Here is an 18,241-nt window from a genome sequence, read left to right on the forward strand (position 1 = left end):
AATATTTATTATATGTATAACCATACATAAAGTCAACACCTTTTTTAAAAGAGGATAATTTTTCTTATCCTCTTTTAAAAACTGCTTGTTCAACTAGTTGTCCGTCTAATGTTTCAAAACGAACTTCCATTTGATTTTCATCCATTTCTAATAAAGCAAATGTCTTTTCTACACGCTGACGCGGTAATAAAATACTACCTGGATTAATAAATAATACGCCTTCTATTAATTCCGCACCTAATACGTGAGAGTGTCCGAAGCATGCGACTTGCGCCCCTACCTCTTCTGCATAGTACGCTAATGTTTGTAATGTCATTTTCACGTTATGACGATGTCCGTGCACAACTACGAAACGAATGCCATCTACATCAGTTACAATTTCATCTTGAAAGTTAGCATAATCACAGTTTCCTTTTACAACATGGAAACCTTGCAGCTCTTCATGAGCAGGCGTTAGCTCTGAATCACCGCAATGAATCATGACATCTACTTTTCCTTCATATTTCTCTTTCAACTGCTGTAATTCCTTCACAGAGCTATGACTATCGCTTACGATTAAAGCTTTCATCAATCTCTCTCCCTTATTCTCCTAAAAACCATTCAGGGATTTTTTCTTCTAACTTACGAAGAGCACGTCCGCGGTGACTAATGGCATTCTTCTCATCTGAACTTAGTTCCGCCATCGCTTTTTTATATTCTTCCACATAAAAAATCGGATCATATCCAAATCCGTTTTCCCCGCGGCGCTGTTCTAAAATATACCCTTCGCACGTCCCGTTTACAATGACAGGCTTTTTATCACCTTCAGGGAAAGCCACTGCTAGTGCACAGTAGAAACGAGCTTTACGCTTTTCAAACGCTACGTCATTTAATTCTTGTAAAACTTTATCAATATTCGCTTGATCATCTTTCGGCTCTCCAGCAAAACGAGCTGAATACACGCCTGGTTTTCCATTTAAAGCATCTACAATAAGACCTGAATCATCCGCAATTACGATTGCATTCAGTTGTCTACTCAGACTATTCGCTTTTAAGATCGCATTTTCTTCAAATGTTTCACCAGTTTCTTCGACTTCTTCAATATGAGGAAAATCGTGTAATGATTTTACTTCTAAATCAAATCGCTCAAATAACTCAGCAAATTCACGTACTTTCCCCATATTTTTTGTCGCTACAACAACTTGTTTCATACTTTCCACCTCTACTCTATATGAGATACGATGTCACCTAACGCTTCTTTTTGCATGTCAATCAGTTGGAAAATACCTTGTTCCGCAGCATCCAGTAATTCATTTAACTGTGCTCTGCTAAACGTCGCTTCTTCTCCAGTTCCTTGCACTTCAACAAACTGGCCTTTTCCAGTCATAATTACGTTCATATCAACATCTGCTTTAGAATCTTCTACATAGTTTAAATCTAAAACAACACCTTGCTCTTCAACAATCCCTACTGACGTTGCTGCTAAATAATCTTTTACTGGAATTTTAGATACTTTTTCTGCTTGTAATAACTTCTCAAACGCTAATACCATCGCTACATATGCACCTGTAATAGAAGCAGTTCTCGTTCCACCATCCGCTTGAATAACGTCACAATCAATCCAAACCGTTCTCTCACCAAGCGCTTCTAAGTCAACTACCGCACGTAATGCTCGTCCAATTAAACGCTGGATTTCCATTGTACGTCCTGTTACTTTCCCTTTACTTGACTCCCTAATTGTACGTTGTTCTGTTGCACGTGGAATCATCGCATATTCAGCTGTTACCCAGCCCTTTCCTTCTCCACGCATAAACGGCGGGACACGCTCTTCAATTGTCGCTGAGCAAATTACCTTTGTATCCCCAACCTCAATTAATACTGATCCCTCTGGATTTTTTAAATAATTCGTATGAATATGTATATGGCGTAATTCTGTTTTCTCTCTACCATCTACTCGCATAAAAATAACCTCCTCATAACTACTTGTTAGTATAGCCAAATTTAAATGTATGATATGTATACAATAAAAGAAGGAGAACCCAAAAAGCAATTCCCCTTTCTTACTTAATTAAGTATATCAAATTATTGACGATTAAAAACTACCTGTATTCACGTTTTCTGGACGATCTACAGGTTTTATTAACTTTCCGCCCTTTTCATCTATAAGATTCGCTTTACCATTCACTTCAATAGAAACACTTTTCACGCCTTTCTTTTCTGTTAAAGATAAAACTAACGATTTCAATACGTAATTCGAAACCATATTTTTATCTGGGTTTATAAATATATTTTCATTAAAGTTTAATGTAAGATTTCCATCTTGTAATTTCGGGTTCGTAATCAGCTTAACTCCTGGATTAAAATCATTCAGAAGAGACTGATGAATCGGTCCTTTTACAAGTTCATCTATAATTGCTGCATAATCATTTTCTTTTCCTTCTACAACTCGGCGTGTTACTGGTACGTAGTATTGTTGTTTATTATTATTTTGTGCCATAAAATAAAGTGTAACCGGTTTTGTATTTGTGACATCCGCTACTTGTTCATCATCGAAGTTGATACCATTAGCACGGCTCACCCCTTCCCCAAGCGGTGTACCACCAACAGGCATCTTCGCCAATTTCTCACCATTTATTTGGAACTGCACTTGTTTTACTTCTTTAAATTGCGTCAACGTCCACGCTATTGACTCAACAATTTGACGCTCTTCTTCTTTTGCATAGTTTTTCATTTCTTTAGAGAAATCAATGACTGCCGTCCCATCTTTTTTCAAATCTAAGGTCATCGATGTATTCGCTGGAATGACTGCGCGGAACCCATTTGGTAATAAATTCGTTACCGGTCCATCTTTCACAAGGTACTCTAACGTTTGCTGCATAACCTCGTTTGCTTTCGAAGTAGGTACAGCTAACGTTTGCGGTACAACATAACCATTTTTATCAACAAGGTATAGTTCTCTATTCACCGTTTGTCCTTGCTTATCTTTCTTAGCTACTTCTTTCTTTCCACCCTCTGTATACGTAACTTGTTTTGGCGGATCAATTTGTTCCGTTGCTTTCTCCTGATTTATAAAGCCACACCCTGTTAGTAAAACAGCGCTCACAGTAGCACCAACAACCCATTTAAAAGTGGATTTAGGCATGCCATTCCCCCCTAAAATCTAAGTTTGTACTATTATGTATACGAGCTGTTTCATGTTTTAGAACTAGCTGTGCTTCTTATAAAGTGAAACTTTAATCAGTGGGATAAACAAAAAACTCCTGATTTCTCAGGAGCTCACTTATATGAATTCTACTATTATTCTTTTTCTAAATAAATATGTTTCACATTTTCAATCGGTTGACCAAACCATTTTGATGCAATTTCTTTAAATAGGCCTATTTTTCCTGTTGTTAAGAAGAGATGATCACTTTGTTCCTCTCCCTCATTCAACATTTTACTATGGTATAAAATTGTACTCACTTCACGCGCTGTTTCATCACCTGAACTAATTAGTTGCACTTTATCCCCCATTACTTTTTTTATAACAGGACCTAAAATTGGATAATGTGTACAACCTAAAATAAGTGTATCAATATCAGTATTTTTCAGCGGTTGCAATGTTTCTCTTACAACTTCATATGCCATTTCACTTTCAAAATTGCCACTCTCTACAAGCTCAACGAAAGGCGGACACGCTAAACTTTCTACCATAACACGGTTATTAATAGACTTTAACGCTTCTTCGTATGCACCACTTTTCACCGTTCCAATCGTTCCAATAATTCCAACATGATACGTGTTTGTCACTTTTAAAGCTGTACGTGATCCTGGGTGAATAACTCCTACCACTGGAATTGGTAATTGTTTCTGCATCTCTTCTAATACAACCGCAGTTGCTGTATTACACGCAATAACTAACATTTTGATATTTAAATCTAGTAAATGCTCTGTCATTTCCCACGTAAATTGGCGCACCTCTTCTCGAGAACGTGGACCATAAGGGCAACGTGCTGTATCCCCTAAATATATAATGCGCTCTTTCGGCAACTGACGAATTAATTCCTTCGCTACTGTTAAACCGCCAACTCCTGAATCGATAACACCTATTGCTCTATTCAACTTCATCACCCGTTTTCTCATTCATCATCTTATTTTATCATTATATTTTACACACTTTAAGTTCGCTCACTTAAACTGCTTCTGTATGAAAATTTTCATTAGTACCTGTATAGACTAGGACCTTTTTTATTTTGCTCCTTTTTTTCATAATTTGCAAGACAGAAAAATAACCGACCTTCTATATGAAAGTCGGTTTCTTCTATAATAAAGTATATCTTTATTGCTCCATCTTTTTTTGGAAAGAAGACATTCCTATTAATAAGAAGAAATGAGCAGAAATTAACATAACGATTAAAATAAAATTCAAACGATAACTATTTGTGGATTCCATAATTTTGCTCGCTACAGCTGGTCCAAATGCCATACCGAAAAAGTTAATTAAATTATATAAACCAAGACCGACCCCAACTTTAGCCGGATGTAATGTTTTCGGTATAAATGTGTTTAATGATACTTGAATGGCTGAATAACTCATAAACGTTAAAATAATCGCCAATACAATAACGACTATACTTCCATTCGGAATAAACCCTAAAATTAAAAAGCCAACGATCATAATGACCGACGCTACATAAATCATATTCACATTTCCAAACGAAGGGACAATCTTTCCAGTAATAAAACTAGACACAATACCAAAGAGTGATGCAACAAATAATACAATTCCGATAACAAATGGCGACAATCCGTGCACTCTTCCTAACAGTAATGGCAATAATAATAAATTAGCACATAACGCCACATTAATTATAAATCCGACTGTTATTAAACGAAGAAATGCTTTGTTCGAAAATAACTCAATATCGATAAATGGATGCTCCGCTTTCTTCATACGAACCTTGAATAAAAACAAGAAAATTATCGATAACACAAATAACCAACTATTAATATTTACACCTAATAAAATAGTCGTAATGAATGCAAATAGTAACGCCGCTCCAATGTAATCAAAAGGAAACGCTTCATCCGTATGCAACGCTTCTTCTGGCATAAATTTTATAAGTAAGAAAATCCCCACTACTGAAATAACCATAAATAAAAATAAATATGGCCACCCTAGTGTATTTGTAATAGCCCCGCCAACTAAAGGACCAATACCTATCGCTAATGCAATAGAAGAACTAATCATCGCTAACGCACCAGGCTTCTTATGAGGAACAACTAATTTTGCCACCGCAATCATACTAAGCGCAATAAACGCCGCACCCCCGCTCGCCTGCACTAATCTTGCAAGAATGGTAATTGCATAAGATTGATTCATAAATCCAATAATAGAGCCCACTACAAATATGATAATTGAAATAATTAATAGTTTTTTCACACTATAACGATCAGCCAGCTTCCCATATATCATCGAACCAATACCGACAACTAAGGAATAACCTACTACAACCCAACTTACTTTCGATTGACTAATGGATAAATCATGAGCCATATCCTCTAAAGCTACATTAAATAAAACCGCATTCATCGGTCCTAATAAAACGATAAAACATAATGTGAAAACAAACCATTTTGAATGGCTGCTTATATCTTTCCCCATGTGTAACACCTCTCCTGATTGTAGTAACTGTAAATGAAAAATAAATTTGTTTAGCTCCTCTATCACCACTAAACAACTTCATCAAATGTATAAATTTATCGCGCGACAAACTGAATTCGAAACGAAACATGTACCTTGTTCGATATTCATGGAACTATCATAGTTTCAGCATTACAGTTTGTCAACGAAAAATATACAAAGTAAACTAATTTAGTGTTTTTAGTTTACTTTGTTCAAAAATTGTTATACACTAATTTCGAATCTGATATAAGGAGGACTGGCATAGTTATTCAAATTTGCAATTTCTAACTTAATAAAATAATGAACTTTTATATAGAAGAAACATTACAGGAGGATTATGATGAAGAAAAAAATGTTAGTTGTATTAACGAGCGTAGAAAAATATCCAAATTTAAATAGAGCTACTGGGCTTTGGCTTGGTGAAGCTGTTCATTTCGTTAAAAAAGTAGAAGAAGCTGGTTACGAAGTAGATTATGCCAGTCCACAAGGTGGTTATACACCGATTGATCCGCACAGTTTAGCAATGGCGGAGAGCATCGATTGGGGATGGTATCAAAAGAAAGAATTTATGAATCGTCTCGGTTCTACAATGAAACCGAGTGAAGTGAATCCAGCAGACTACGCTGTGATTTATTACGCAGGCGGTCATGGTGTGATTTGGGACTTCCCAGAAAATAAAGAACTTCAAATGATCAGCCGCAACATTTATGAAAATGGTGGAATTGTTTCCTCTGTTTGTCACGGAGCTGCTAGTTTATTTCATATTACATTAAGTAATGGGGAACGTTTAATTAGTGGTAAAAAAGTAACAGGATTTTCAAATGAAGAAGAAAAACTAGCTGAATTGGATCAATTCGTTCCATTTTTAACAGAAGATGAACTTATTAAAAATGGAGGACTTTACGAAAAAGCTGCGCAACCTTGGGAAGCTTTTGCTGTAGAAGATAATCGGGTTATCACTGGCCAAAACCCAGCTTCAGGTGGTCCAGTAGCTGAATTAGTATTAAAGCATTTAGAAAAATAATATGTACTAAAAAAGCAGATTCCCCTCTATTAAGGGAGATCTGCTTTTTTACGAAATCATTTGCAAAATAGCAATAACTTCTTTTTCAATTTCTGAATCATCAATCGCTTCTATATACTCTGGTTTAAAAAGTTGATACTTCTTTAGTTGATAAAAATCAAGTATCGCTTTCTTTAACGTAATATCGTACTGAATACAAAAAGAATGATCTATAATACGTCTTAACATCACATCATCTTGCACCATAAATAATTGTGCATTCATTTTATTAAAGTATCCTTGTTCCATACCAGTTTCAAAAAACATTTGCAAATTATGATTACGATTTTGTTGTGCAGCAACTAACTGATCAGATAAGTGCGGATACGCCTCTTTCAAATCTTGTAAAAAGACATCAGAAATATATGTCACACATTTTAAAGAATGGATAAACGTCTTTTGGAAACGTTCTGCAAAAGACATACTTTCATCTTGATTATCCGCATCTCCTTCAAGAAGGTAGTTTATAAAATCTTCTACCACAGCTTCAATAATCTCATCTTTTGAAGAAAAACGTTTATATAAAGTAGCTTTACTAATATCCATATACTTCGCAATTTCATCTATTTTCAATTGGCTAAAACTCGTTCTTCTAATAACAGGCTTTATTTTATTAATATAAGTGTTTGCACACGCAACTTTTCTCATTAAAAGAGCCTCCCCTTTTGTCCATACAAAATAGTATAGCAAATTCACGATTAATTATAAATGAAGTCATTATACTCAATACATCTTTTGGGTTTAAGAGATTTTTCATTTACACTACAGAAAAAATGCCCGCTACCTTTATGAGTAGCGAGCACTTTTTCTAGAATTTATCGACAGCTCTTCTTATAGCTTTCCCTATTTCCATACTAGACTGCGGATTTTGCCCTGTAATTAAAGCCCTATCTACTACGACATGCGGCGTGAAATTTGGAGCAACATAAAACAAAGCCCCTTCTTCTTTTAATTTACTTTCTAATAAAAACGGCACTCGCTTTTCTAAATGCACAACTTTTTCTTCATCATTTGTATAACCCGTTATACGCTTACCCGCACTAAAAAACGAGCCGTCCTTATTTTTCACACCGACCAAAGAACTTACTCCGTGACAAACAGCCGCTACAATCCGGTTATTGTTGTACATATTCTCAATCAAATTTGCAACATATGGATTACCTGGAAAATCTACAATCGCCCCGTGCCCACCACCAAATAAAACTGCATCATAATCCGAAAAATGAACATTTGAGATCGGCTTCGTATTTTGCAATAAAGATGCGACATACTTAAATTCACGAGGTATGCCATTTGGAATAGACACTCTATCAATAGGGACTCTACCGCCCTTTATCGACACAACATCCACATCGAACTTAGCCTTTTTAAACACATTATAAGGAGCTGCGAGCTCTTCCAGCCACAAACCAGTCGGGTGTCCATTCATATCATGAGCGCTTGTTGAAACTAACAATACCCTTTTCAACATATCCCCTCCTTACTACCTATTTATGTATGAATCATTCTTATCATTCATATAGAACATGAAACAGGCAGAAAAATAGCCGACTCTTCATATAAAAGTCGGCCTTCTTTTTATAGTTCGAGCTCTCCCATGCGCAGAAGCTCAACAACTGCTTGTGAACGTCCTTTAACCCCTAGCTTTTGCATTGCGTTTGAGATGTGGTTGCGTACTGTTTTTTCACTGATAAAAAGTTCACCTGCAATTTCCTTCGTTGTTTTATCTTGAACCAGTAATTCAAATACTTCTCTCTCTCTCTTTGTGAGTAACGGTTTAGATTGATACGCTTTTTCCTTCAACTGGTATAACCCTCCTTGCTTAAGCCAGAGCCGTGTATGTGTAAGTTGGGTGTTTATTTAGTCAAGATATTGTATGAACGAAATGTGCGGGTGGTGAATGAAAATGGGCTTTATTTCACATGTTATTTTAGACTTTTATACAGTGCAGACACTCTTTGTATCCACTCACTTTTCAGTACGCCATATTTGTTCTAGTAATATGCTAACAACTGTACCTACGAACAAACCATTTCCGAATATATATTGCATCACTGACGGCAAGGATTGGAGTGCTCCAGACGGCAAAAACATAACACCGCTTCCAAATAAAACAGCAACTCCTAAAATCGTTACATTCCTTTCATTCATTGGCACTTGTTTTATATTATGAAATCCAATTCCAATTAGCTGTACGAACGAAGCCATTAAAACCGCAGATGCGACAGCAGATGGTAACGATGCTAAGTAACGAATAATAATCGGGAACAGCGACATTACGATTAGTAACATACATGCAAGTAAGAACGATCGTATATATTTTTGTTTCGTTAAACGTATAAATCCTGCCGTTGCTGGTAACGGCACGACACCTACAGTTGAAAATACAGAAGAAATGATATGCGAAATCCCTCCAACCCACGTACCATCCTTCAACTGCTTCTGTTCAATAGTCCCTTTTTGAATGGTAGCTTGATTGATCGCTATAATAGCTGCCACTGTATTTGAAACTAAAATACATACCATAACGAAACTTGATACAGCCATACCTGTATTCCACTTTGGAAGTCCCCAAGCAAATATATGTGGAAGTTGCACAAAATGAGTTACTTGAGATGGAATCGTCACTTTTCCTGCAATGAGAAAAAGAATCCACCCACTAATTAATCCTATTAAAACTGCATAACTTTTGACAAAACCTTTTCCAAAATTAGATAGTATAATAACGAACAGAAATATGCTAAACGCAATTATCGCTGTAAATCCATCGATTTGAGAAACGGTAGCTGTAATTCCTAGCATTCCTTTTAGAAATACACCACTTAATTGTAAACATAATAAAAGTAAAAACGTCCCTGTCACAAGCGGCGTAAATAAAAATAAAATACGTCCGATAAAGCCAGTTACTCCTAATCCTATTAAAATAACACCGGAAATTATCATTGCTAATTCTAAAATTTGCAACGTACTATGTAATTGATCTTGCCCGACAGTTGCGTAAGCAAGCACGGTAAATACGCCAACCCAAGATCCAGCTGGTCCATCCGCAATTGGTAGTCTATGTCCAAGCCACCCTTGTAAAAAAGAAGATATACCAACTACAAAAAATGTACGCTGCATCAAATAAAATATTTCTTCCGTCGTAAGATGAAATAATCCACCAACGACAATTGGTAGTGCGATTGAATTCGCTAATAAAAATATAAACCATTGCAAAGTTCCCATAATATGATTTTGGTTATGTTGATTGTCCAAATTCTTCATCCCTTCTAACTTCCTTATAAAAAATATATTGTAAGCATAAAAAAGAAGAGTTCTACACTCACAATTAGAACCCTCCTCAAAACATTCAAACGATTCTTTTACACAAGATTATTTAATTCCACCTCATTTAAACTCCCAACAACAATATTTCCTTTATGCACGACTAAACACTTCTCTGTTTGACGCGCTACCGCTTCAGCAGTACATGTTGCATTCGTCAAAACAAAACTCGCTTCATCTCCTACATTCGGCCATGCTCGCTTCCCTTCATTGTTTAACGTTTCTTTTCCACCTGTAATAAAGCGAAGGGCTTTTCCTAAAGACCTTTCGTTACTCCATCCGAAACGCTCTGCTAATCGATTTGCCTTTTGCAGCATATCACCTGTTCCAAACGGTGACCAATGATCTGTAATACTATCATTTCCTAATGAAACTTTCACACCTTTTTTATCTAATAACGGAATCGGGATTACTTGTTTCCCAATTGGCACTGTTGAAGTAATATCAATGTTTAAAGCAGCTAGTCTTTCTGCCACTTCTTCAGCTTCTTTATCCGCAACACCACCAAGTCCAAGCGCATGGCTAATTGTGACGCGACCTTGCCATCCCGCTTCTTCTGTTAGACTTGCCAATCGCTTCATTGTAAACGTTCCAAGATTATTTGCATCGTGCAGATGAATATCAACACCCGCATTAAATTCTACTGCGATATCCATAATTGTATGTAATGATTTTTCAATATCATTATCCACTGTAGCTGGATCCACTCCGCCTACTAGATGCGCTCCCATACGCATCGCATCTTTCACAAGTTGTACAGAATTACTGCGCAATAATCCATGTTGCGGAAAAGCAACGATTCTACCAGAAACCTGATTTTTATATGTTTCCAACGCGGCTAACGTCGCCTCCAAATTACCAAGTCCAATAATCGGATCAACATTACAATGCGTTCTAATATTCGTTGCACCATTTCGAAGCAATAACGCTAGCATATTTTTCGCTCTATCTTGAGCAGTTGCTAATTGCTTTGGCAGAATTTTTTCTTCTTCATGAAAACGTGTAAAAATATTCTCTGCTGGCATACAAGCTTTCCAAGGGCCACTATAATACGTCTTATCAATATGAATATGCATTTCTTCGAAAGCAGGCAAAATCAATAAACGATTGGCATCAAGAATGAGTACCCCTTCCTCTTGAACAGCCCCTGCTATCATCCTTTTAATTCGTCCATCTTCAATGAGTAAACTACATAACTCTGTTTCTGTTTGGGAAATTCTCCCCTCTTCATATGTATATCCTGATTCAAGCGTTACATTAGTCAACCAATATATTGTCATCTCTATTCCCCCACCCTTTATTAAAAGTCACCTCATATCTCTTACTATAATTTTAATATCAACTGAAAATTAAGACAATTAATACGACTGTTTCCTAAAAAAAATGTCATACAACCTCATAGTCTTCTCATAAATTTCCATATAGAATAGAAGTATATAGCTTGCTATAAAGTGAAACTTTGATCAGTGGGCGTTTTGTTGATCCCTCACTAATCGGGCTTTTACGAGCAGTTGACCTCCACCTAACTTCTTTTCTTTCGTTGAATTTTGAGATGGAGGTCTTACTGCCCGGCAAATAGCGGGATAAAAAGGAGTGAATTGGAAGATGTCAAAAAGATTATGTAAATCCGAAACTGATAAAATGCTATTTGGTATATGCGGTGGTTTAGGGGAATATTTTGATATTAGCTCTACTCTCATTCGCATACTTTGGGTCATTGCTATTTTATGTTTTGGGACGGGATTTTTAGTTTATTTTATTTGTTTATTACTTATGCCACGCTCTTACTAATAACATTCTTTCATATATTTGAGCATAGCATATAAAAAATCCCCTATAGATTTTTCTATAGGGGATTTTTTCATGAAGAATATTTCATCGTTAAATGTAATACTGCTACTTCATCTTCTTCATTTCTATAACTATGTTTTTTATTCGCTTCAAATTGAATAGAGTCAAACTCATTTAATTCGTATACATCGCTTTCTACTTGAATCGATACTTTCCCTTTCATTACTGTTACAAGCTCAATAGCACCTTCATGATGAGCTTCTGGTTCATATATACTATTCGATCTTAAACAAGCACGGTGCATTTCCATCCCCGTTTCTTTCGTATAGCGGAACATCGTTTCTAAATGCCATGCTTGTCCTACATCTACTGCAAATCCTTCTCCGCAGCGCGCCACAGCTACAGGTTCTCCAACAACCATCAATCTCGATAAAGGAATCGATAACCCTTTCGTTATTTTCCAGATGACAGCTAATGTCGGATTCGTTTCGCCTCTTTCAATCTTTCCTAATGTTAATTTACTAACCCCTGTTTTTTGGGCTAATTCTTCTAAACTTAATTTTTGTTCATTTCGAATTTGTCTTAACAGCTGACCTACTTGCTGAATGACTTCTTTCGTTTGCATATCTTCATGTTCTTTCATCTATAAAACCACCTTAAAGTATAAAATAATTTACTTTTATTATTTTTAAGTATATTATACTATACATAATCATCAAATTCCGAAAGGAGTGCTATACTTCATGCGCGCAATTTTATTAGGTCTTTTATCATCAGCCTTTTTTTCCGCAACCTTTATTATTAATCGGGCGATGAATGTATCTGGAACGAGCTGGGCCTGGACAGCTTCCTTCCGTTTTTTATTTGCTCTCCCTATTTTATTCCTTATCGTTTTATTTCGCAAAAACTTAGGGGGTTTATGGGAAGAATTAAAGAAACATCCATTAGCGTGGATCGGATGGGGGTCCGTTGCTGGTATTGGTTTCTATTCTTTATTAAGTTTCGCAGCTGTCTTTTCTCCAGCTTGGCTTGTTGCTGGAACTTGGCAAGTTACTATATTAGCAGGGCTACTTTTATCACCATTATTCTTCGTTAAAATAGAAACGAAATCAGGCACAAAACTTGTACGCGGAAAAATTCCACTTCGTAGTTTATATGTCGCATTATTTATTTTACTTGGTGTAATTTGTATGCAAGCGACTGCAGCAGGTCATATTACAATGACTCAGTTCATTTCAGGTTTTTTACCTGTCGTAGTAGCAGCCTTCTTATATCCATTCGGCAACCGTAAAATGATGGAACTTGTTGGCGGACGTCTTGATACGTTCCAACGTGTATTAGGAATGGCAATAGGAAGTCTACCTATAACAATTTTACTTGGTATATACGGATTTTCTACTACTGGTATTCCAACATCCAGCCAAATGTTGCAAGGACTTTTATTAGCATTATGTTCTGGCGTAATTGCAACGATGACATTTTTCTTTGCTACTGACTTAGCAAAAGATAATCTCGCTCTACTTGGAGCTGTTGAAGCAACGCAAGCTGGAACGATGGTCTTTACCGTGCTTGGCGAAATTGTTTTCTTGAATGGTTCATTCCCTGGTGGTCTTTCCCTACTTGGAATGATTATTATTATGTTAGGAATGGTTGCAAATAGCATTTTAAATCGACCTGTTCCAATCGTTAAGCAGAAAAAAACAGCATAAAAAAGAGTATGGTTCTCTAACAAAGAACCATACTCTTTTTTTATTGTCCCCCTATTTCGCCTTATCAGAATAGTATTTCATTAGCTGTTTACACTAAAACCTATGTTATAATACGTTTCATGCGCAATAATAGGAGGTAAATTATGTTAAAAAAAGCAATCGCTGAATTTATTGGTACATTTGTACTTGTATTATTCGGAACTGGAGTAGCTGTCATTGGCGGCGGAATTGAAGGAATTGGAACATTGGGAATCGCTATGGCTTTCGGTCTATCTATTGTAGCTATGGCATATAGCATCGGAACAATTTCTGGATGTCACATTAACCCAGCAGTATCAGTAGCTATGTTCATCAACAAAAGAATGAACGCTATGGAACTTTGTTATTATGTATTAGCTCAAATTTTAGGTGGTTTATTAGGAACTGCAACGTTAGTAACAATTTTAAAATCTGCTAAAACACCTTTAGATAATTTAGGACAAAATGGTTTTGGAACTCTTGGTTTATCTGGAGCATTTCTAGTTGAATTTATTTTAACTTTCGTATTCGTATTAGTGATCGTTGCTGTAACAGGTAAAAAAGGAAGCTCTTCTTTAGCTGGATTAGTAATTGGTTTCACATTAGTGTTAGTTCACTTATTAGGTATTCCGTTAACTGGAACTTCTGTTAACCCAGCTCGTAGTATCGCACCAGCTTTATTCGCTGGCGGAGAAGCACTTTCTCAACTATGGGTATTCATCGTTGCACCAATTCTTGGTGGTATCGTAGCAGCTATTGTCGGTAAATTCATTTTAAATACTGAAAAATAGAATTTTCAATATTTCTGAATAAAAAAAGGCGAGCCCTCATTATGAGGATGCTCGCTTTTTTACTCTTTCATTTTAGACTTTAAATTTGTAACTAATTGATCTACCGTTACATTTGCAAGTACGTTTTCCATTGCTTCTTGCGCTTGCATTAAAATAATTTCTAATACTGATTGAATATTAGCTCCTACTGGACATTCAATGTTGGGATTCTCATGGAAGGAAAATAGTTGTCCTTCTTCTACAACTTCCACTGCTTTATATACATCAAGTAATGTAATTTCTTCTAAATCACGAGCAAGTGTCGTACCACCTTTACCAGCTTGTACATCAACAAGTCCTGCTCTCTTCAACATTCCTGTAATGCGACGAATCACAACTGGATTTGTATTCACACTACCGGCAATCCATTCAGAGGTACAGCGAGAGTTTCGATCTATCGCAAGTAATGTCAGCATATGAACACCTACTGTAAAACGACTACTAATCCCCATCTGCACACCCTCCTTTGTATTCATTCTATTAAAAGACGACTCTTATTATTATATACTATTTTTAATTTATACATAAAGAAAAAGCATGATTTCAATAGGAAATCATACTTTTCTCTCATTATTGACGCTTTATAAATTTTGCTAAATCTTTAAATTTCACTTTGTCTGAGTAATTCATTACACCGTTTACGTAAATGCGGCTTGCAAGTATATTGACGATAGCAATAGTCACCAATAAAATGACTAAAGTCACAATAATCTCTACAGTTCCTGCTTCACCCGCTACAAGCCTTGAAAATGTAACCATAGGTGTAAAGAATGGAATATATGAACTAACTACAGCTAATGTACTATTAGGATCAAATAGTGATTTAATACTAATGAAAAATGCTGCTATACCTAACATTGTAATTGGGAACGAAAGAGATTGTACATCCTCAATTTTTGATACAACAGCACCAACCGCTGCATATAACATTGCATATAGTAAGTAGCCCGTAACAAAATATACAACGAACATACTAATTACTACAGCATCCAATTTAGAAAAGTCTAGTGCAAGTCCCACTAAAGATGCATTTTCTAAGTCTACCCAACCTAATAAATATGGTACAAGAAAACCGAATGAAGCAGTAATAAGTAATAGTAAAGCACTAGAAACAATTGCTAAAATTTTAGCATGTAGCATTGTTAATGGTTTTACTTTCGGAAGCATTAACTCCATAACACGAGACGACTTTTCAGATGCTATCGTCGTCCCAATTGCAGTTCCAAACACAATAATAAACATATATAAAGCAAACGAGAATACATAGCCAATACCAAAGGAAGATGCATGATCTTTTACCGCCTCTTGCTTTAACGGAATTTCCATCTGTAACTGTTTTGCTACTTCGGCAGATACATTATTCTTTTCAATCATTACCGCCGTATACTGTTCCTTTAAATAACTCGCCATAAGTGTAGCCATTGATTGGCTCGGAAAACCACTATACATATACGTCACTTCTGGAATACCATTCTTTTCTGTAATATGGAATAAACCGTCTAAATCGCCATCTTCTACTTGCTTACGTAGCTCATTAAACTTATCCTTATTTTCTACAGTTACTTTAGCAGACGGAAGTAACTTTGTTACATCACTTTCTTGCACTTTATACGTATCACTTTCAGTTACTACAGCAATTTTATCTTTTCCTTTATCATTATCAGCAGTGAAATGATTAAATGCGAAAAGCCCAAACACAACTAAAAATAAAATCGCACTCGTGATTAATGATTTTTTAGATAAAAATGCTTCTCTAAAATAAAATGAAAATACGTGAGAAAATTTACGCATCGTTATTTCGCCCTCTCTACAAAGATTTCGTTTAACGTCGGCTCTAACATTTTAAATTGTCGTAAGGTAACACCTTGTTCTTGCAACTGTTGTAAAATCTTTAGAGCTTCTGCATCATCTTGTACTTGCACATAAAGAAGGCCTTGTTGTTTTTCATACGATACATGAATAGATTCTAATCCCTTCTCATTCTCTTCTGTATCTTCAATCGTTAAATTGCGGAAACCGTATTCTTTTTTAATATCACTTAACTGGCCTTTTACGACTGCTTCGCCTTTTTTCAGAATACATACATGTTGGCAAAAAGCCTCTACTTGTTCCATACGATGACTAGATAAAATAATCGTCTTTCCGCTCTGTACTTGTTCTTCAATAATGCTAGCTAACATCCCAGCATTAACTGGATCCAGTCCACTAAATGGTTCATCTAAAATGAGAAGTTCAGGATTATGAAGAAGAGCAGCAATTAATTGGATTTTTTGCTGGTTCCCTTTTGAAAGCTCTCCTGCCGTTTTAAATTTATATTCCGGTATCGCTAAACGCTCTAACCAGTGATCAATAGCAAAATCTACTTCTTTTTTCGTCATGCCTTCTAATCTACCAAAATATCGCAACTGGTCTATTACTCTACTTTTCGTATATAAACCTCTTTCTTCTGGTAAATATCCAATCGTTACCCCACTAGTTCCAAATGATTTTCCATCCCATGTAATAGAGCCTTCATTAGGCGTTAATAATCCGAGAAGCATTTTGATTGTCGTTGTTTTCCCTGCACCATTTCGTCCAAGTAATCCTAGCACTTCACCTTTTGGCAACGAAATTTGCAAGCCGTTCACTGCTTTTGATTCCCCAAATAGTTTCGTTAAGTTTTGAATTTGTAAACTCAAAGTATAAAGCCTCCCCTTTAGTATTATTCATACTCTCTTTCAAAGACTATGTTTATTCTGGATAAAATATAGCACTACACTTCATCCTCTTAGTATGTAACATCGTCTTAATCCATCATTTGTTCTATTTAGTTAAAATTGTAAATAATATCATTTCATTTGTCAATTATAATTGTCATTTCGACAATTAAACTTGTCAAAATGATTCCCATCATTTTTCCCATCTTTCTAATATAGGACATACTACTATATATACAAAAGACAATATGCAAATGTTCATAAAAAAAATATTATTTTTCGATATATAATATTAAATGATTTTCTAACATCAAGGAGGGTACATATGAAGATGAAGAGGGGCATTACCACTTTATTATCTGTAGCAGTTCTATCTACATCACTTGTAGCATGTTCAGGAACACCAGAGAAAACAGTGGCAAAAGAAGAAAAAGCAAAATTAACAGACCAGCAATTAATGGCTGATTTATGGTATCAAACAGCTGGTGAAACGAAAGCACTTTACTACCAAGGATACAACATCGGTCAATTAAAACTTGATGCAGTTCTTGCAAAGGGAACAGAAAAAAAACCTGCTATCGTACTTGATTTAGATGAAACTGTTTTAGACAACAGTCCTCATCAAGCCATGAGCGTAAAAACAGGCAAAGGCTATCCGTATAAATGGGATGACTGGATTAATAAGGCTGAAGCTGAAGCCCTTCCAGGCGCAATTGATTTCTTAAAATATACCGAGTCTAAAGGAGTAGATATTTACTACATCTCAAATCGTAAAACGAACCAACTAGATGCAACAATTAAAAATCTTGAGCGTGTAGGTGCTCCTCAAGCAACGAAAGAACATATATTACTACAAGATCCGAAAGAAAAAGGAAAAGAGAAACGCCGTGAACTCGTTTCGCAAACACATGATATCGTCTTATTCTTCGGTGATAACTTATCTGATTTCAATGGTTTTGATGGAAAATCTGTAACAGATCGCAATCAAACTGTAGCAGATTCAAAAGCACAATTTGGTGAAAAATTCATCATTTTCCCGAATCCAATGTACGGCGATTGGGAAGGTGCTCTATATGATTATGATTTCAAAAAATCAGATACGGAAAAAGATAAAATCCGTCGCGACAATTTAAAATCATTTGATGCAAAATAAAGAGGATGGCGAA

20 protein-coding genes are annotated in these 18,241 nt (G+C 35.9%); 5 read left to right on the forward strand and 15 right to left on the reverse strand.

The genetic code is table 11. The features are described from left to right. Positions 1 to 64 precede the first annotated feature (64 nt). The 6 genes from KZZ19_RS21895 to KZZ19_RS21920 form a co-directional block, all read right to left on the reverse strand. Positions 65 to 568 (reverse strand): metallophosphoesterase, encoded by a 504-nt coding sequence (locus tag KZZ19_RS21895; protein WP_237979605.1) that lies wholly within the window; start codon positions 566 to 568, stop codon positions 65 to 67. 13 nt (positions 569 to 581) lie between these two features. After that, on the reverse strand, positions 582 to 1,190 hold the full coding sequence (locus KZZ19_RS21900; protein WP_237979606.1) for an XTP/dITP diphosphatase: 609 nt from the start codon (positions 1,188 to 1,190) through the stop codon (positions 582 to 584). 11 nt (positions 1,191 to 1,201) lie between these two features. Beyond that, the gene (rph, locus tag KZZ19_RS21905; RefSeq protein ID WP_001261774.1) at positions 1,202 to 1,939 is read right to left on the reverse strand and encodes a ribonuclease PH; all 738 of its coding nucleotides are present in this window, start codon (positions 1,937 to 1,939) and stop codon (positions 1,202 to 1,204) included. 132 nt (positions 1,940 to 2,071) lie between these two features. Beyond that, positions 2,072 to 3,121, reverse strand: coding sequence for a spore germination protein GerM (gene gerM / locus KZZ19_RS21910; RefSeq protein ID WP_237979607.1), 1,050 nt, complete (start codon positions 3,119 to 3,121; stop codon positions 2,072 to 2,074). A gap of 155 nt (positions 3,122 to 3,276) precedes the next feature. Next, positions 3,277 to 4,086: a glutamate racemase gene (gene racE, locus KZZ19_RS21915; protein WP_000774001.1), complete on the reverse strand. Its 810-nt coding sequence runs from the start codon at positions 4,084 to 4,086 to the stop codon at positions 3,277 to 3,279. Between the two features lie 211 nt (positions 4,087 to 4,297). Further along, complete coding sequence (locus KZZ19_RS21920; RefSeq protein ID WP_237979608.1) at positions 4,298 to 5,623, reverse strand: MFS transporter; 1,326 nt, start codon at positions 5,621 to 5,623, stop codon at positions 4,298 to 4,300. 361 nt (positions 5,624 to 5,984) lie between these two features. Here KZZ19_RS21920 and KZZ19_RS21925 point away from each other — a divergent pair, with 361 nt between their 5' ends. Next, positions 5,985 to 6,668 carry a type 1 glutamine amidotransferase domain-containing protein gene (locus tag KZZ19_RS21925; protein WP_237979609.1) on the forward strand — a complete coding sequence of 228 codons (684 nt, stop codon included), beginning with the start codon at positions 5,985 to 5,987 and terminating at the stop codon, positions 6,666 to 6,668. Positions 6,669 to 6,716: 48 nt separating this feature from the next. Here KZZ19_RS21925 and KZZ19_RS21930 read toward each other — a convergent pair whose 3' ends face one another. The 5 genes from KZZ19_RS21930 to KZZ19_RS21950 form a co-directional block, all read right to left on the reverse strand. After that, positions 6,717 to 7,355, reverse strand: coding sequence for a TetR/AcrR family transcriptional regulator (locus tag KZZ19_RS21930; RefSeq protein ID WP_237979610.1), 639 nt, complete (start codon positions 7,353 to 7,355; stop codon positions 6,717 to 6,719). Between the two features lie 160 nt (positions 7,356 to 7,515). Then, a complete protein-coding gene (locus KZZ19_RS21935; protein ID WP_237979611.1) occupies positions 7,516 to 8,178 on the reverse strand; it encodes a type 1 glutamine amidotransferase domain-containing protein in 663 nt (220 codons plus the stop codon). A 107-nt stretch (positions 8,179 to 8,285) separates the two neighbouring features. Continuing rightward, positions 8,286 to 8,510, reverse strand: a complete 225-nt coding sequence (gene gerE / locus KZZ19_RS21940) for a spore germination transcription factor GerE (protein ID WP_000659484.1) — start codon at positions 8,508 to 8,510, stop codon at positions 8,286 to 8,288. Between the two features lie 165 nt (positions 8,511 to 8,675). Continuing rightward, positions 8,676 to 9,971 (reverse strand): purine/pyrimidine permease, encoded by a 1,296-nt coding sequence (locus tag KZZ19_RS21945; RefSeq protein ID WP_237979613.1) that lies wholly within the window; start codon positions 9,969 to 9,971, stop codon positions 8,676 to 8,678. A 98-nt stretch (positions 9,972 to 10,069) separates the two neighbouring features. Next, positions 10,070 to 11,311, reverse strand: coding sequence for an amidohydrolase family protein (locus KZZ19_RS21950; protein ID WP_237979615.1), 1,242 nt, complete (start codon positions 11,309 to 11,311; stop codon positions 10,070 to 10,072). A 325-nt stretch (positions 11,312 to 11,636) separates the two neighbouring features. Between KZZ19_RS21950 and KZZ19_RS21955 the strand changes: the two genes are divergently transcribed. Beyond that, entirely contained in the window at positions 11,637 to 11,822 is a 186-nt protein-coding gene (locus KZZ19_RS21955) for a PspC domain-containing protein (RefSeq protein ID WP_000044335.1), read from the forward strand. A 70-nt stretch (positions 11,823 to 11,892) separates the two neighbouring features. On the opposite strand, the gene KZZ19_RS21960 is transcribed toward KZZ19_RS21955, so the two are convergent. Then, positions 11,893 to 12,465, reverse strand: a complete 573-nt coding sequence (locus KZZ19_RS21960) for a helix-turn-helix domain-containing protein (protein ID WP_000658052.1) — start codon at positions 12,463 to 12,465, stop codon at positions 11,893 to 11,895. Positions 12,466 to 12,565: 100 nt separating this feature from the next. On the opposite strand from KZZ19_RS21960, the gene KZZ19_RS21965 reads away from it, so the two are divergent. Next, positions 12,566 to 13,531 carry a DMT family transporter gene (locus KZZ19_RS21965; RefSeq protein WP_237979617.1) on the forward strand — a complete coding sequence of 322 codons (966 nt, stop codon included), beginning with the start codon at positions 12,566 to 12,568 and terminating at the stop codon, positions 13,529 to 13,531. Positions 13,532 to 13,674: 143 nt separating this feature from the next. Next, the gene (locus KZZ19_RS21970) at positions 13,675 to 14,340 is read left to right on the forward strand and encodes an MIP/aquaporin family protein (protein WP_060632441.1); all 666 of its coding nucleotides are present in this window, start codon (positions 13,675 to 13,677) and stop codon (positions 14,338 to 14,340) included. A 59-nt stretch (positions 14,341 to 14,399) separates the two neighbouring features. Here the strand turns inward: KZZ19_RS21970 and KZZ19_RS21975 are convergent, their stop codons facing one another. From KZZ19_RS21975 to KZZ19_RS21985, 3 genes are all read right to left on the reverse strand, one after another. Continuing rightward, the gene (locus KZZ19_RS21975) at positions 14,400 to 14,831 is read right to left on the reverse strand and encodes an Rrf2 family transcriptional regulator (RefSeq protein WP_000512998.1); all 432 of its coding nucleotides are present in this window, start codon (positions 14,829 to 14,831) and stop codon (positions 14,400 to 14,402) included. 118 nt (positions 14,832 to 14,949) lie between these two features. After that, positions 14,950 to 16,170: an ABC transporter permease gene (locus KZZ19_RS21980; RefSeq protein ID WP_088097908.1), complete on the reverse strand. Its 1,221-nt coding sequence runs from the start codon at positions 16,168 to 16,170 to the stop codon at positions 14,950 to 14,952. A 2-nt stretch (positions 16,171 to 16,172) separates the two neighbouring features. Then, positions 16,173 to 17,057, reverse strand: coding sequence for an ABC transporter ATP-binding protein (locus tag KZZ19_RS21985; protein ID WP_237982890.1), 885 nt, complete (start codon positions 17,055 to 17,057; stop codon positions 16,173 to 16,175). 343 nt (positions 17,058 to 17,400) lie between these two features. Here KZZ19_RS21985 and KZZ19_RS21990 point away from each other — a divergent pair, with 343 nt between their 5' ends. Continuing rightward, a complete protein-coding gene (locus KZZ19_RS21990; protein ID WP_237982889.1) occupies positions 17,401 to 18,228 on the forward strand; it encodes a 5'-nucleotidase, lipoprotein e(P4) family in 828 nt (275 codons plus the stop codon). The last annotated feature ends 13 nt before the right edge of the window (positions 18,229 to 18,241 follow it).

Source organism: Bacillus thuringiensis (genome assembly GCF_022095615.2).
Taxonomy (GTDB): domain Bacteria; phylum Bacillota; class Bacilli; order Bacillales; family Bacillaceae_G; genus Bacillus_A; species Bacillus_A cereus_AG.